Here is a 14,890-nt window from a genome sequence, read left to right as displayed (position 1 = left end):
CGTGGCGCCGGGCGAGGCCTTGGCCCACCCGGCGCCCCGGATCGTCAATGCGCGGCGTGCGCGTGTCCGTCGCCACCGGCGTCGGCGCCGATGCGGAAGCGCACCGTGCGTTCGCCGGCCTGCTCGAACACCAGGGTCACCTCGGCCTGCTGCAGCGTCTGCAGGTCGGCCACCGGCTGCATGAACATCAGGTGCAGCCCGCCGGGAGCGAGCACCACGTCCTGCCCGACCGGCAGCGGCAGCCCGTCGGTCAGCTCGCGCATCTTCATCACCTCGTCCTCCATCCGCATCTCGTGGATCTCGACGTGGTCGGCGACGGACGTGCGCAGGGCGAGCAGGCGATCGTCCTGCGGGCCGCCGTTGTGCAGCGTCATGTAGCCGCCGGCGACCGGCGCACCGGGGGGCGGGAGGCGGATCCACGCATCGCGCACCGCGATGCCGGCTTCGGCCTGGGCCGGTGCGGTCTGTGCGGGTGCGGCCCCGCTGGCGGCCGGGGCGTGCGCGGCATGCTCGTCATGGCCGCCGGAGCAGCCGGCAAGCAGCGCCAGCGCAAGCAGCGACGCTGCGGGAATCCAGTGGGGTCTGTTCACGGTTCGGTACATCGGGGTCATCCTTCCTCGGTAACGGCGGGCACCGCGCGCGGTGCGGCCAGCAGGTGGCCGACATCGGCGACGAAGTCCTCGAGTGGCTGCGTATGCCGCAGGCCGACGCGCAGTTTGCCATCCCGGTCGATCAGATAGGTCCAGGTGCTGTGGTCGATGGAGTAGCCGGCGCCCATGTCCACCTTCATGTACACCGCATCGAAGCTGGCGACCGCGGCATCGACCTGCTCGCGGCTGCCGCGCAGGCCGACGAAACCGGGGTCGAACGCGTCCACGTAGGTCTTCAGCAGCGCGGCGCCGTCGTGCTCGTGGTCGAGGCTGATGAACAGCACCTCCAGGTCGCGCGCGGACTCGCCCAGCGTCTCCTTGATCTGCTTTGCGCGCACCAGCGACATCGGGCAGATGTCCGGGCAGCGGGTGAAGCCGAAGAACAGCAGCACGACCTTGCCGCGATAGTCGGCCAACGTGCGCGGGATGCCGTCGGCGTCCTCGAGCTGGAACTGGCGCTCGCTGCCGCGGCGGCTCAGGTCGACGCCGCGGAACGCCTCGGCCCCTGGCTGGGCAGGTGCGGCAGGACGGCAGCCGGCAAGCAGCAGCGCGCACAGTGCGGCCAGTGCCAGCAGCAGCGGCCGGAAGGGAGGGCGGGCGGGAACGGACGCCTGCGCGGAACGCGCACACGCGACATCCGGACAGGCCGGAGCGGTGTGATGCATGGGACGGTGACCTCGACGACGGGGCTTCGCAGGGGGCTGCCCGCTGCGCGGCGCCGCGACCATCAGGTCACGCCGACCGGCATCGGGCAACCGCCAGTGTCGCCCGCGGGGCCTCCTGGTGGCCTGCGACCGAATGTCGCACCCCGTGCCGCGGTCCGGAAGCAGGCCTGCCATGCATGACCCGCTGCCGTGGCAGACCCAGCACGCCGATGATCGGACGCGGTCCCTCCTGCAGGCGGACCGGAGCGGCCATGCGCCGGATCCCGGCTGCTTCGCTGACCGCTGCATCGACGCTCCCATCGGTCGGCAGGCGCAGCGCGGGACGCACGCAACCGATGATGGCCACCCGTCTGCTGGATGCCCACGCATCGCACGGCGACGACGCTGCGCCGGTGGATCGCCCCGGCCGAACGCATTGCCCGCTGCACGCCCCGGAGCGCCGGGACAGGCACGCGCTCCAGCGAGGAGCGCGTGGCACCGCAGGCCGCGGCCGCGGCCGTCGCCGCGGCGGACGTGCAGGCCGGCGCCTGCGGTCAGCCGCCGATATCGCCGCCCTGCGCGCCGGACGGCCGCTTGACCAGCTTGCGCTGCAGCGTGCGCCGGTGCATGCCGAGCAGACGCGCGGCGGCGGAAACGTTGCCGTCGGTCTCCTGCATCGCCTGCTGGATGTGTTCCCACTCGATCCGGCTGAACGGCGTCATCGCCGGCTCGACGTCCTCGTCCGGCGCCGGGCCGCCGCTGAGCACGCGCAGGATGGTGTCCACGCTGACCGGCTTGGGCAGGTAGTCGTCGGCGCCGCGCTTGATCGCCTCGACCGCGGTGGCGACGCTGGAGTAGCCGGTGACCAGCACGATCATCGCGTCCGGCAGCGCGGCGCGCAGCGGCTCGATCAGGTCCAGGCCGGACTCGGCGCCGAGCTTGAGATCGACCAGCACGAATTCATGCGGTGCGGCCTGCGCCTGCGCGATCGCCTCGGCGCGGTCGGCGGCGGTGGCGATGGTGAAGCCACGCCGCTCCAGCGAGCGCTTCAGCGTGCGCAGGTAGACCACGTCGTCGTCGACCAGCAGGCCCGTGTGCATCTCAGCGCTCCATCCGCAGTGGCAGGACGAACTCCACGCACAGGCCTTCGCCATCGTCGGCCGCTCGCATCGACAGCGTACCGCCGAGCCGCTCGACCGTGGCGTGGCTCAGCGCCAGGCCGATGCCCAGGCCACCGGGCTTGCCGCTGGAGAACAGCGTGCCGGGCAGGAAGGTGCGCTGTTCGCTGAGGCCGGCGCCATGGTCGCGGATGCTGCCGCGCAGCCCGTCCGGGCCGGTGTCCAGCTGCAGGTCCACGCGCGCCGACCCGGCCGCCTGGCTGGCATCGGCGGCGTTGTTGAGCAGCACCTGCAGCAGGTGCGCAATCGCCACCGGCACCCGCTGCTGCGGCGCCATGCTGCCGCCGCGTACCAGCTGCACGGCCGGCCGCACCAGCAGCCAGCGGTCGATCACGCCCTCGATCTCCATCGCGCCGCTGGCGTCGCCGTCACCGTCGATGGCGTTGGCCGGCAGCGCCAGTTCCTGCACGCGGTCGCGGCAGACGTCGACGATCGCGCGGATGCCACGCAGTTCGTCGGCGACGTCCGGCCGCTGCTCCTGGTCGATCAGGTCGTCGAGCATCAGCGTCATCGAGCCCAGCGGCGTGTTCAGCTCGTGCGCCACCGAGGCCGCGTGCGTGGCCAGGCCCATGATCCCTTCGTTGCGGGCGAAGCGTTCGCGCAGCAGCGACAGCTCCTGCTCGCGGTCGCGGATCGCCGTGGCCAGACGCGACAGGAAGTACAGCGCCACGCCGGCGGAGATGACGAAGTTGACGACCATGCCCCACAGGTGCAGGTCGAAGCCGCTGGCGGCGGCGCCGTGCGCATGCGGCAGCGGCACGCCGACCAGCATCGACACCAGGTAGCCCAGCCCGCACAGCGCGGCGGTGGCGTACATCCAGCGCAGCGGCAGCGCCAGCGCGGCGAACGCGATCGGCATCAGGAACAGCGAGGTGAACGGATTGGCGATGCCGCCGTTCCAGGCGATCAGCCAGGTCAGCACCGCCACGTCGACGGCGATGTGCGCAAACGCCTCGGCCGCCGAGGTCTCGCGCGGGTGGCGGGTGCGCCAGGCCGCATACACGTTGAACAGCATCAGCGCGCCGATCCCGCCCCACAGCGGCAGGGTCGGCACCGACAGCCCGAGCGGACCGATCACCACGGTCGCGGTCGCGACCTGGCAGGCGATCGCGATCCAGCGGAGATTGGACAGCAGGCGCAGGAAGGCGGCGTTGCTCGGGGTCATCGCCCGATTATAGGGAGCCGATGCCGGCGACGATCTGCGACAGAGTGTCGCAGCCGGGGCAGGCGCGGCCGGGTCGCGGCGACGCCCGAGCGCCCCGCATCGCCGGCCGGTCCGTGCCGATGCGCTGGTAACCGGCCGGCCGACAGCGGCCGGTTACCAGCGGTAGCTCAGCTTCGCGTACATGCGCCGGCCCAGCAGGTCGTAGGTCATCGTGTCGGTGTTGGCGTCGGTATAGCTCTGCACGAACGGCGCCCTGCGGTCGAACAGGTTGTCCACGCCCAGCGACAGCGACAGCGCCTCGCTCACCGCATGGCCGATGACCAGGTTGTGATAGGTCACCGCCGATGCATGCGCACCGATGTCGCCGGGGGCGGCGTTGATGTCGTCGACCGCCCCGATGTACTGGACCGTCCACGCACCCGACCAGGCGCCGCGCGTCGCCGACAACGAGGCCAGCGAACGCCATTCCGGGTAGCTGCCGCGGCCACCCGTGGTGAGCCCGGCATAGGCGATGGTCGGGCCGCCCGGATACGGCACCAGGTCGTAGCGGCGCAGCCAGCTGACATCCCAGTCCAGCGCGAGCTGCCAGTCGCCGAGTGCGAATGCGTGCAGCAGGCCAAGGTCGACGCCGCTGGCGCGTTCGCTGGCGGCATTGACCGGCTGCGAGGACAGGAAGTCGATCTCGCCGGTGAGCGGGTTGCGGGTGACGTGGCTGGCGCCGCAGAACGGATGCGACAGTTCCGGCGTGGCATGGCACAGCGCCAGCTTGGTGCCGCCGGCCACGCTCTGGATCGCGTTGTCGATGCGGATGTCCCAGTAGTCGACGGTGACGGTGAGTCCACCGGCAAACGCCGGGGTCCACACCGCGCCGATGGTCAGCGTGCGCGCATCCTCCGGCTGCAGGGCGATGTTGCCGCCGGTGGTTGTCAGCACCGTGTTGCCCAGCTGCACGTAGCCGGCCGGCACGCCGGCGGCCTGGCAGCTGCGGTACACCGCGTCGGTCGCGGCACGCGCGCTCCAGCCACTGCACGGGTCGGCGGTGACCAGGTTGCCTTCGCTCAGCCCGCCGAACAGCTCGGGCACGTTCGGCACCCGGAACGCGGTGGAGCGGTTGGCGCGCAGCTTGAAACCCGGCGTGACCTGCCAGTCCAGGCCGAGCTTGTAGGTGGTGTCGGCGCCGAACAGGTCGTAGTCGGAGTGGCGCACGGCCAGGTTGAACACCAGGTCGCGCGCCCAGGTCTGGTCCTGCAGCAGTGGCACGGCCAGCTCGACGAAGGCCTCGCGTGCGGTGTACTCGCCCTCCACGCTGTCCTGCGCGTTGCTGTTGGCGATGCCGGCCTGGATCAGCGGATCGGGATGGCGCCAGCCGCGGTCCCTGCGGATCTCCACGCCGGTCGCGAAACCGACCCAGCCGGCCGGAAGTTCGAACAGCGGGCCGTTGAGGTTGGCGGTGAAGGCGCGTTGTTCGTTGCCGCCGGTGTCGCGCGAGGTGAACAGGATGTAGTCCAGCACCTCGCGGCTGACGTCGCCGTACCCGAGGTAGTCGGCGCAGGGGATCGCCGCGCCCGGCGTGCTGCTGCACTGCGTGGTGTCCAGCGTCCGCGCGACCTTGAGCAGGTCGGCCACATTGGTCGAGCCGTCGACGCCTTCGGTCCGGCCCCAGTTCAGCGCCGTGCTCCATTCCCAGCCGATGCCGAAGCGCCCTTCCAGGCCGAGCACGGCGCGGGAGGTGTCGGTCTCTTGGTAGAAATCGCGCGGGCCGGCCTCGGCCAGACGGCGCCGCTGCAGGGTCAGGCGCTGCCCGGTCGGATTGGTCGGATGGTCGGCCTCCAGCACCACCGGCCGGTACTGGCCGATGGACCCCGGCGTGGCCATCTGGTTGGACCGGCGCTGCGTGTACAGCAGCTCGGTGAACAGCCGCAGGTCCTCGCCCAGCGCGACATCGCCGAACACGCCGGCGCTAGTGCGCCTGATCGGATTGACCGCGTTGAGCATCGCGTTGGAATTGAAGTTGTGCTTGGCCGCGTAGCGCTCGTAGAAGTCGCCGTCGCCGCCCGGGGTCTGGTTGAAGTTCACCATCGTCCCGTCCGCCAGCAGCGCGCGGCCGCCGATGGTGGCCGAACTGCCGACGCACTGCAGCGCGCCATCGACCTCGCCCAGCCCGCAGGCGGCGCGGCTGGCCATCGGCACGGCCTTGCTCTCCGCATGGCTGAGCAGCGTGGTCAGCGAACCGCGTTCGCCCTGCCAGCCCCAGATCAGATCGTAGGCGGTGTCCTCGCCGTCGCCGTGCGTGGTCTGGCCGTAACGCACACCCAGCTCCAGCCCTTCGACATCGCGGCGGGTGATGATGTTGACCACGCCGGCCACCGCGTCGGCGCCGTAGATCGCCGAGGCGCCGTCCTTCAGCACCTCGATGCGTTCGATCAGCGCGACCGGGATCGCGTTGAGGTCGACCGAACTGTTGGCGCCGGTGCCGCCGTTGACCACGCGCCGGCCGTTGAGCAGCACCAGGGTGCGGTTGATGCCCAGCCCGCGCAGGTTCACCTGCGAGGTGCCGTAGCCGTTGCTGGTCCAGTAGGCGTTGGTCTGGTTGCCGGCGAAGCCGGCCGAGGCCGGCAGCCGCTGCAGCAGCACGTCCACCGAGGTCGCGCCCGAGCGCTGGATCGCCTCGGCGTCGATCACCGCGACCGGGCCGACGCCTTCGATCTGCGCGCGCTTGATGTGGCTGCCGGTGACGGTGACCGTGTCAAGCGTGGTGGTGGCGCCGGCATCGGCGGCCGGCAGCGACTGGGCGGCGGCCTGCAGGCAGGCGAGCGAAAGCAGCGCGCCGATGGCGTGGGCGAGCGGATGCTGGATGGACATGCGATGCGTTCTTCGGAAGTGGGGGTGCCACGTCCGCGCTGTCGCCGGTCCCCATGGCGCGGCCACTCTAGCGCCGCGTCCCGCGCCTGCCCCTGCGACCGAATGTCGCAGACCGCCTCAGTGCGCGCGCACGCCGCGCAGCACCGGCGCGCCGTCGCGCACGTCGGTCCAGACCAGCCAGGCCGCATCGCCGGCCACCGCCAGGCGCGGCATGCCGCTGGCGCGGCCGCGCGCGGCCAGGGTGCCGGCCTCGATCCGGCGCGCGTTGCCCAGCGCACGGTCGTAGCGGCCCAGCAGCATGCGCTGCGACTGGTCCGGCATTTCCTCCAGCCAGCTCACCAGCACGTGGTCGTCGGCCAGCGCGATGCTGGCCCGGCCCAGTACCGGCCCGCCTTTCGCGACCGTCACCGGCGCGGCGAAGGTATCGCCGGCATCGTCGGAGCGCGCGGCGCGCAGCTCCGGCACGCCATCGGCTTCGGTGTACCAGGCCACCCACACCGTGTTGCCCTCGGCGGCGACCACCGGCCCGTTCACCGGGCAGCCGGCGATCAGCCAGCCGTCGGCGTGGACATCGCGCGGCGCGGTCCAGGCATCGCCTTCAAGGCGGACCAGGCGGGTGTCGCGCACCTCCGTGCTGCTGCGCCCGCGGTAGACCACCACCACGCCACGGTCGGTCATCGCTGAGGACGTGGTGCAGCAGTCGCAGGTGGAGTCGTCCAGCGGCCATTCCTGCACCTTGCTGCCCGTGCCGTCATGGATCGCCGCGCGCAGCATCATCGCGTCGCGGCCGTGTCCGTGATGGGCGACGTGCCCGTCGGCTGCGGAATGGGCATGGGCATCGTGTCCTGCACCGGGCTGTTCGCTGTTGGCGGTGCGCGCAGCGAGGGCCGCACGCTGGCGGCTGTCGAGCCAGGCCATGCCGAGCTGGCTGGCGCCCTGCCGCCAGAAGGTCACGAAGCCGTGGTCGCCCCTGGAGCGTTCCAGGTTGACCATCTGCGGCGCCGACCAGGTCGCGCCGCCATCGGTGGAGCGCACCAGGTCGATGCCGTAGTCCATCCGCGCCGGGCCGGTGCTGCGCAGCCAGTGCGCCCACAGCGAGCCGTCCTCCAGCGCGTAGACGTGCGGCGTGTCGGCCCAGTTGAGGAACCAGTCGTCGCCTGCCGCCACCCGCATGCGCGGGGTCCACGGCGAGGCACCCGCCTCGATCCGCGGCGCGCTCGTGCTCAGCGCCAGCACGTGCCGTCCGTCGCCGGCCGGTTCCACCCAGCCCAGCAGCAGGTCGCCGGCCGGGGTGGTGGTCAGGTCGGGATGGGCGGCTTCGCCCTGCACCGGCAGCGTCCAGGCGTCGACCCGGCTGAAGGCGGCGGCGTCGGCCGGGGCGGCATCGCGCTGGCAGGCGGCGAGCAGCAGGACGGGCAGCACCAGGCTGACGGCGCAGCGCGCGGATCGGAGGGACATCGGAGGGGCTCGCCGGGCAATGCGCGACAGGGTACCGCGGGGTCCGCTGCGGGCACTGCGGCGTTTTGTCGCACCTCCCGCCGCGGCCATGGCGGCAGCACGGTGTGACGCATCCGGGCTCGGACGGCACGGGAACGCGGCCGGCGTCGCGTGGCCGGCGCGGAGCGCGGGCGGTCCGGATCGGGCGCGCCCGCAGCGCCACGACGGTGCCGGCATGGAGGCCCGGCCGGCGCCGCACCCGCGATCCCGCGATCCCGCGATCGTGTCGGTCATCGGCCACCGCACGTCGAGGCAGGGGCCGCGGCGCCGGCGACCGCGCCGACGTGTATGCCGGATCCCGCGCGTTCCCGCGCAGACGCAGTGCCCCCCGCAGGCACGCGCATCACGCAGCGCCGGTCACGCTGCCGCATCCGCACCCGAGGACACAGCGATGCGCCCACACAATCCAGCGCGCGACGATGCGCGCGACGCAGATCAAACCGAACGGACGGGTCCCGCAGGACAGCGCGTGCAGCCAGGCACGGACACCGATCCGCATCCGCCCGCCGGCGGACTGAACCCGGAGCTGGGCGACCTGGACGCCGCCGCCGATCCCGATCACGCGCCGGACGAAGACGACGACGGGCTGCCCGGGAAGGCGGGGGGCGGCCTGGTCGGCGGCTGAACGCGACGCCCCGGCGACGGATCACGACGACGGACACGGCCGTTCCGTGCCGGTGAGGGTCCGTGGCGTGCGCCGCTGCCGTGCGCGCCGTGACAACGCGCTCGCCACGTGGCGGCGTGCCAGGACCGGCCCGGTCCGGGTGCCGACACCGCGCCGACCCCATGCTTTCGTGTGATGGCGGCGTGCACGCGCGCGGCCTAGCATGCGGCAGGTTGGCGGCCCTCCAGCCGTCGCTCTCCCCCGGCACCTGACCCATGGCGACCGCCGTCCATCCGCTGATCCACGTGCGTTCCTACGGCGCCGACAGCACCGTGGACCGGCATGACTTCGCCCAGATCGTGCTGCCGCTGGCGGGCCAGCTGAGCATGGATATCGCTGGGCACGAGGCGGTGGTCGACCGCAGCACCGCCGCCTACGTGGAAGCCGGCGCGCGCCACGACCAGGTCAGCCGGCACGTCAACCGCGCGCTGATCCTGGACCTGCCGCAGCGGGCATTGGAAGACAGCGTGCTGGAGCGCCTCGCGCTGCGTCCCTATCGGCCGCTGGACGCCGAGGCCGGCAGCCTGGTCGACTACATGGGCCATGTCCTGGCCCGCGGCGCAATGGCGCCGCAGCGGCTGGCGCTGTGGCTCCCGCTGCTCATCGATGCCCTGCTCGGCGATGCGCCGCGGCCACGGTCGCGGCTGGCTGGCCTGGTCGCGGCGATCGAGGCCGCGCCCGGCCGGGCGTGGAGTGTGGAGACGATGGGCGCGCACCTCGGCCTCAGCGCCAGCCGCGTGCACGCGCTGTTCCAGCAGGAGCTGGGCCAGACGCCGCATGCCTGGCTGTCGGCGCTGCGGCTGGCGCGGGTACGGCAGCTGCTGGCCGGCAGCACCCTGCCGATCGCCGAGATCGCCCTGCGCCACGGCTACGCCGACCAGAGCGCGCTGACCCGCGCGATGCGCCATGCGACCGGGACGACGCCGGCGGCCTACCGCCGCCAGGCAGGAGAGCAGGCCCAGACCAGGCGAGACGCGGACAAGACCGGCCGATCCGGCTGACGTACGCTGCGCGCCTTCCCGAGGTCCGGAGCCGGCATGGCAGGCAGCAACAACACCGTGGTGGGCGTGGCCTGTGGCATCGGTGCCGGCGCGCTGTGGGGCCTGGTGTTCCTGGCGCCGGCGCTGGTCCACGAGTTCGGTCCGCTGCACCTGACCATCGGCCGCTACCTGTTCTACGGCCTGTTCTCGGCGCTGCTGATCGCACCGCTGCTGCGCGGCCTGCTGCCGCGGCTGGGCCGCCGCGAATGGCTGGCGCTGGTGTGGCTGGCACTGGCCGGCAACGTCGTCTACTACCTGCTGCTGTCGGCCGCGGTGCAGAGCGGCGGCATCGCGATGACCTCGCTGGTGATCGGCTTCCTGCCGGTGGCGGTGACGATCGTCGGCAGCCGCGACCAGGGGGCGGTGCCGCTGCGCCGGCTGCGGCCGTCGCTGGCGCTGTGCGTGGCCGGCGCGCTGTGCATCGGCTGGCAGGCGCTGGCGATGCCGGCGTCCGGCTCGGTGTCGCGGCAGCTGCTCGGCCTGGGCTGCGCGGTCGGCGCGCTGGTGTCGTGGACCTGCTACGCGGTCGGCAACAGCCGCTGGCTGGTGCGGCTGGACCACGTCTCGGTGCACGAATGGAACCTGCTGACCGGCCTGGTCACCGCCCTGCTGACCGTGGCGCTGATCCCGCTGGCGGTGCTGCTGTCACCCGAACCGCAGAACGGCGCGGCCTGGGCCAAGCTGATCGGCGTGTCCGCCGGCGTGGCGCTGGTCGCCTCGATCATCGGCAACGCGCTGTGGAACCGGATGAGCCGGCTGCTGCCGCTGACCCTGGTCGGGCAGATGATCCTGTTCGAGACGCTGTTCGCGCTGGTCTACGGCTTCCTGTGGGACGCCCGCTGGCCGACGCTGCTGGAAGCCGCTGCGTTCGTCCTGGCCATCGCCAGCGTGGTCACCTGCCTGGCCGCGCACCGCCGGCCGACGCTGCAGCAGGTGGTCGCGCACTGAGTGTCGGCGAGGGCCCTGCCAGCGCGATGCCCGGCGCACGAGGCGGGACGGCCCATCCGTGATCCGCGCAGCACAGCGAGGGCCGACCGGCGCCGGCCGGCTCAGGCCGGCAGCGTCACCGATACGCGGGTGCCACGCCCCAGGCTGGAGCTCACCCCGATTCCGGCGCCGAGCGCATGCGCGGTCTGCCGCACGATCCACAGGCCAACGCCCAGCCCTTCCGAGGCCGGCTCGGCCTGGGTGAAGGCGCAGAAATAGCTTTCGACCGCGTCCGGATCCATGCCGATGCCGGTGTCGGCGACCTCGATCCGCACCCCGGCCGCATCCTGCACGCACTGGAAGTCGACCGCGCCACCGCGCGGCGTGTACTTGATCGCGTTGCCGGCCAGGTTGCCCAGCACGATCTCCAGCAGGGTCGCGTTGGTCCTGGCCACGACATCGCTCGGATGGAAGCGCAGGGTGATGTCGCGCCGGGCCGCGGCCCGCTGCCAGGACCGCGCCAGCGCATCGAACACCGGCTGCACCGGCGTCGGCACCAGCGCCGGGGCCGACACCCCGGCGTGCCCGGTCGCCGCGCCGATCAGTTCGCCGAGCCTGTAGCGGATCAGGTCCAGGTCGGCCTGGGCGGCGTCCAGTTCCTGCCGCTGGGCCTCGCTGGCGCCGACCGCCGCCTTGCCCAGCGCGTACATCGCGCCACGCAGCGGCGATTTCAGGTCGTGTCCGGCCGCGGCCAGGACCCGGGCCCGATGCGCGTTCAGCTCCTCCGAGGCCGCCAGCATCCGGCGCAGCTCGAACTGGGCCATCACCTGCCGCGCCAGCGCGCGCAGGGTTTCGGCCTGGGTGTCGCTCAGCGTGCGCGGCACCACGTCGAGCACGCAGACCGTGCCCAGCGGCTGGCCGTCCGGCGTCTTCAGCAGCGCGCCGGCGTAGAAGCGCAGGCCGGGCGCGCCGGTGACCAGCGGATTGGCGGAAAAGCGCGGATCGCAGGTGGTGTCGGGCACCTCCAGGAACTCGTGCTCGAGCAGCGCGTGGGCGCAGATCGAGGTATCCAGCGGCGTCTCGCGCACGCCCAGCCCGATCTCCGCCTTGAACCATTGCCGCTCGCTATCGACCAGGTTGATCACCGCGATCGGCGTCCCGCACACGTTGGAGGCGATCCGGGTGATGTCCTCGAACACCGCTTCGCGCGGCGTGTCGAGGATGCCGTAGGCGTGCAGCGCGGCGACGCGCTTGGCCTCGGCCGGGCCGGGCAGTTTCGGTGCGGGCTGGTGCATTGAGGATCCCTGTGAGGCCGCGCATGGTCGCACGTTCCCACAGGGCGGACGCGGTCTCATGGCATGCATGCGCGGGCACCGCTTCGCCGCGGCGCCCGCTGGCGGACCCGCCCGCGCTGGCGCATGGCATCCACATCGCCGACCATGGCCGGCCCACGTCGCCCCGCCCCCGCGGGTCGCTCCTGTTCCATGCTCCGGGATGTCCTGTGCTGAGTGTCATTGCAGTCGTTCTTGCGTCGTTCCTCGTCATCCGTGTGGTGTGGCCGCTGCGGCTGCCGGTTCCGGTCCGCCTGCTGCTGGCCCTGGCCGTCTACGGCATGGCGCTGCACCACCGCATCGTCGCCAGCTTCGCCGGCACGATGGCCTCGCCCGAGATCCCGGCGCTGGCCATCGCCACGCTCGGCACCGGCTTCATCACCCTGCTGCTGACCGCACTGTTCGTGCTGGCGCTGGACCTGCTGACCCTGCTGCTGTGGGCGCTGCGCCGCAAGGCGGCGGTCGCGGTCCTGCGCCGGCCGATGCTGCGGCCGGGCGCGGCCGGCGTCGCGCTGCTGCTGTCGCTGTACGGCACCTGGCAGGCGATGGCGGTGCCGCAGGTCCGCCAGGTGGAAGTGACCATCGCCGGGCTGCCCGCCGCGTTCGACGGCTACCGGATCCTGCAGCTGACCGACATCCACGCCAGCCGCCTGCTGACCGGCGACTGGGTCGCGCAGGTGGTCGCCGCCGGCAATGCGCAACACCCGGACCTGGTGGTCATCACCGGCGACCTGGTCGATGGCAGCACCACCGCCCGCGCCGACGACGTGCGTCCGCTGGCCGATCTGCGCGCCACCGACGGGGTGATCGCCATCACCGGCAACCACGAGTACTACAGCCAGTACTACGACTGGATGCAGGCGTTCCGCGCGCTGGACATGCTGGTGCTGGAGAACAGCCACCTGCAATTGCGCCGTGCCGGTGCGGCGCTGACCATCGTCGGCGTCACCGATCCGGTGGCCGTGCGCTACCTGCAGCCGCCGCCCGACCTGGACGTGGCGCTGGAAGGGGCGGACCCGTCCGCGCCGGTGATCCTGCTCGACCACCGCCCCACCGCGGCACGCGCCAATGCGACGCGCGGCGTGGCCCTGCAGCTGTCCGGCCACACCCATGGCGGCCACATCGTCGGCATGGACCAGCTGGTCAGGCGTGCCAACGGCGGCTTCGTGTCCGGCCTGTACCAGGTGGACGGCATGCAGCTTTACGTCAGCAACGGCGCCGGCCTGTGGCCGGGCTTCGCCTCGCGCATCGGCGTGCCGTCGGAGATCACCGTGATCACGCTGCGCTCGGTGCGGAACCAGCAGCAGTAACGCCGGGCCGTCGCGCTCCGGTGCCACACGTCAGCGCGGCCGGAGAGCAGCGCAGTGGCGCCGCGTCGCCGGCTCATCGGCGCGCGATGGCGGCGCCGTCTTCATCCATGCCGTTCGGCAATGCGCTGCACAGGCGTTGCCCGGGCTGCGGGCGACGCTGGCCGGAGTGCGCGGTCAGCCGAGCGGCGCCGGGCTACTGCCCGGCCGGCGGCTGCCAGAGTTCGACCTTGTTGCCCTCCGGATCGATGACCCAGCCAAACCGGCCCTGCTCCGAGGTCTCGGTCCTGTCGACCACGTTGCACCCCTCGGCGCGCAGCGCGACGAGCAGCGCATCCAGATCCGCGACCCGGAAATTGATCATGAACGACGCGGTGCCGGGCGCCATGTAGTCCGTGTCCTGCGCGAACGGACTCCACAGGGTCATGCCTGGCGCACTGCCGGCGCCGCCCCACGGGAAGATCGCGCCACCCCAGTCGGCGACATCCAGGCCCAGATGCTCCCGATACCAGGCGCCAAGCGCCTTGGGGTCTGCCGACTTGAAGAAGATCCCGCCGATTCCGGTGACACGCTGCATGGCCATCTCCACGGGTGACGTGCCTGGTTGAGTACGCCCGACGACTCGACTCAGCTTACGACGCGACTGGGCTGTGGAATAGCGGCACTGAGCGAGCCTGACTCACAAAGTGACGCCACCGCTGACACGGCTGATCCCCGTGCATGAGCGAATCCGATGAACGAGAGAGGCATTCGGTTGCGATTTTCTTATTCTGGTCTGGATCAGAAACACCAATCCGACAAGACCGATTAAGGACATGCAATCTGGCAACGCTGTGATCGCCCATCACTCTGGCGAGTGGCACCACCGCAACATCCACGACAACAATGCCAAGCAAAAGCCTCAAAGCTCAGGCGAGGCGATCATGCATCCGGAGTTGACGGGAAGCTCCTTACGGCGTTGTTAGGCCGCACGCAGCCGGATGCCGCGGGACAACGATCACTGAAGGGACCTCCACACAAAGTCTGAGAGCAAGAACTCCGTTGCTGGAGGGTCCTTTCCAAGCCAAAAAACTGCGACAGCTCCTGTAGCAGGTGCTGTTACAACAGCCAACCCACTACCGCCGCGATCTACCAACGAGATGCCGCAATCGGATCTCACTCCCGCTTCCGATGCGGTACCGATCATGACGGACGCAATCTCCAAGTCATCGATGCTCACCTCCTCCTTAGCGAACTCCATCGGCAGAAGGCGGGCAAGGATCCGCTCCACTCTAAGCGATCCCATCTCATGTCCCGACTCCGTCATTGTCGGGACACTGCGCATCGTCCAAGCCGTGCCGTCTATCCAGATCAGCTCGAGATGCCACGAGCAATCGGATGACTGCGACGCCGGCCACGCAATGCGCGAGACCTTCTTGCCGCGGTAGTCGGCCAAGTCGCTGCTTGTAAGTCCAACAAGCTGGATCGGTAGGAACATGCGGCCTAACGCTTGAATTAAGTGGTGATGGAGGCCTGCGGCAGCGCGCACTACTGGGGGCGTCGCTTCCAGGCCTGCGGACATGCGGTCCGGCTGCTGCCGCCGCGCGACGTGCGGCCTTATGTCCGCGGGAACAAAACCGACCGTG

The 14,890-nt window shown here is 71.4% G+C and carries 13 protein-coding genes and 1 pseudogene; 5 read left to right on the top strand and 9 right to left on the bottom strand.

Features of this window, described 5'->3' with window-relative positions; genetic code table 11:
* Nucleotides 1–44 precede the first annotated feature (44 nt).
* The 6 genes from IB242_RS18910 to IB242_RS18885 all read right to left on the bottom strand — a co-directional run bounded on the left by IB242_RS18910 (nt 45) and on the right by IB242_RS18885 (nt 7,957).
* Entirely contained in the window at nt 45–590 is a 546-nt protein-coding gene (locus IB242_RS18910) for a copper chaperone PCu(A)C (protein WP_192283211.1), read from the bottom strand.
* 17 nt (nt 591–607) lie between these two features.
* Nucleotides 608–1,315: an SCO family protein gene (locus IB242_RS18905; RefSeq protein ID WP_192283209.1), complete on the bottom strand. Its 708-nt coding sequence runs from the start codon at nt 1,313–1,315 to the stop codon at nt 608–610.
* Nucleotides 1,316–1,848: 533 nt separating this feature from the next.
* Nucleotides 1,849–2,394 carry a response regulator transcription factor gene (locus tag IB242_RS18900; protein ID WP_192283207.1) on the bottom strand — a complete coding sequence of 182 codons (546 nt, stop codon included), beginning with the start codon at nt 2,392–2,394 and terminating at the stop codon, nt 1,849–1,851.
* A 1-nt stretch (nt 2,395) separates the two neighbouring features.
* Nucleotides 2,396–3,637 carry an ATP-binding protein gene (locus tag IB242_RS18895; RefSeq protein WP_192283205.1) on the bottom strand — a complete coding sequence of 414 codons (1,242 nt, stop codon included), beginning with the start codon at nt 3,635–3,637 and terminating at the stop codon, nt 2,396–2,398.
* A gap of 153 nt (nt 3,638–3,790) precedes the next feature.
* Nucleotides 3,791–6,499: a TonB-dependent receptor gene (locus IB242_RS18890; RefSeq protein WP_192283203.1), complete on the bottom strand. Its 2,709-nt coding sequence runs from the start codon at nt 6,497–6,499 to the stop codon at nt 3,791–3,793.
* A 117-nt stretch (nt 6,500–6,616) separates the two neighbouring features.
* On the bottom strand, nt 6,617–7,957 hold the full coding sequence (locus IB242_RS18885) for a sialidase family protein (RefSeq protein ID WP_192283202.1): 1,341 nt from the start codon (nt 7,955–7,957) through the stop codon (nt 6,617–6,619).
* 508 nt (nt 7,958–8,465) lie between these two features.
* Here IB242_RS18885 and IB242_RS18880 point away from each other — a divergent pair.
* From IB242_RS18880 to IB242_RS18870, 3 genes are all read left to right on the top strand, one after another.
* On the top strand, nt 8,466–8,621 hold the full coding sequence (locus IB242_RS18880) for a hypothetical protein (protein ID WP_225540862.1): 156 nt from the start codon (nt 8,466–8,468) through the stop codon (nt 8,619–8,621).
* A 254-nt stretch (nt 8,622–8,875) separates the two neighbouring features.
* On the top strand, nt 8,876–9,661 hold the full coding sequence (locus IB242_RS18875) for an AraC family transcriptional regulator (RefSeq protein ID WP_192283198.1): 786 nt from the start codon (nt 8,876–8,878) through the stop codon (nt 9,659–9,661).
* A 36-nt stretch (nt 9,662–9,697) separates the two neighbouring features.
* Nucleotides 9,698–10,648, top strand: a complete 951-nt coding sequence (locus tag IB242_RS18870) for a DMT family transporter (RefSeq protein ID WP_192283196.1) — start codon at nt 9,698–9,700, stop codon at nt 10,646–10,648.
* Nucleotides 10,649–10,749: 101 nt separating this feature from the next.
* Here the strand turns inward: IB242_RS18870 and IB242_RS18865 are convergent, their stop codons facing one another.
* Nucleotides 10,750–11,922: a GAF domain-containing sensor histidine kinase gene (locus IB242_RS18865; RefSeq protein WP_192283194.1), complete on the bottom strand. Its 1,173-nt coding sequence runs from the start codon at nt 11,920–11,922 to the stop codon at nt 10,750–10,752.
* A gap of 206 nt (nt 11,923–12,128) precedes the next feature.
* Between IB242_RS18865 and IB242_RS18860 the strand changes: the two genes are divergently transcribed.
* Entirely contained in the window at nt 12,129–13,268 is a 1,140-nt protein-coding gene (locus IB242_RS18860; protein ID WP_343237175.1) for a metallophosphoesterase, read from the top strand.
* Between the two features lie 193 nt (nt 13,269–13,461).
* Here IB242_RS18860 and IB242_RS18855 read toward each other — a convergent pair whose 3' ends face one another.
* Together IB242_RS18855 and IB242_RS20580 are read right to left on the bottom strand one after the other, a co-directional pair.
* Complete coding sequence (locus tag IB242_RS18855; protein ID WP_192283191.1) at nt 13,462–13,842, bottom strand: VOC family protein; 381 nt, start codon at nt 13,840–13,842, stop codon at nt 13,462–13,464.
* Nucleotides 13,843–14,262: 420 nt separating this feature from the next.
* Nucleotides 14,263–14,742: a hypothetical protein gene (locus tag IB242_RS20580; protein ID WP_225540861.1), complete on the bottom strand. Its 480-nt coding sequence runs from the start codon at nt 14,740–14,742 to the stop codon at nt 14,263–14,265.
* A 24-nt stretch (nt 14,743–14,766) separates the two neighbouring features.
* Here IB242_RS20580 and IB242_RS18850 point away from each other — a divergent pair.
* Nucleotides 14,767–14,890: pseudogene (locus tag IB242_RS18850) on the top strand (IS110 family transposase); the annotation flags it as partial.

This window comes from Xanthomonas sp. XNM01 (assembly GCF_014851915.1).
Taxonomy (GTDB): Bacteria; Pseudomonadota; Gammaproteobacteria; order Xanthomonadales; family Xanthomonadaceae; genus Pseudoxanthomonas.
Note: the sequence above shows the minus strand (reverse complement) of the source record. Positions and strands in the feature narration are given on the sequence as shown.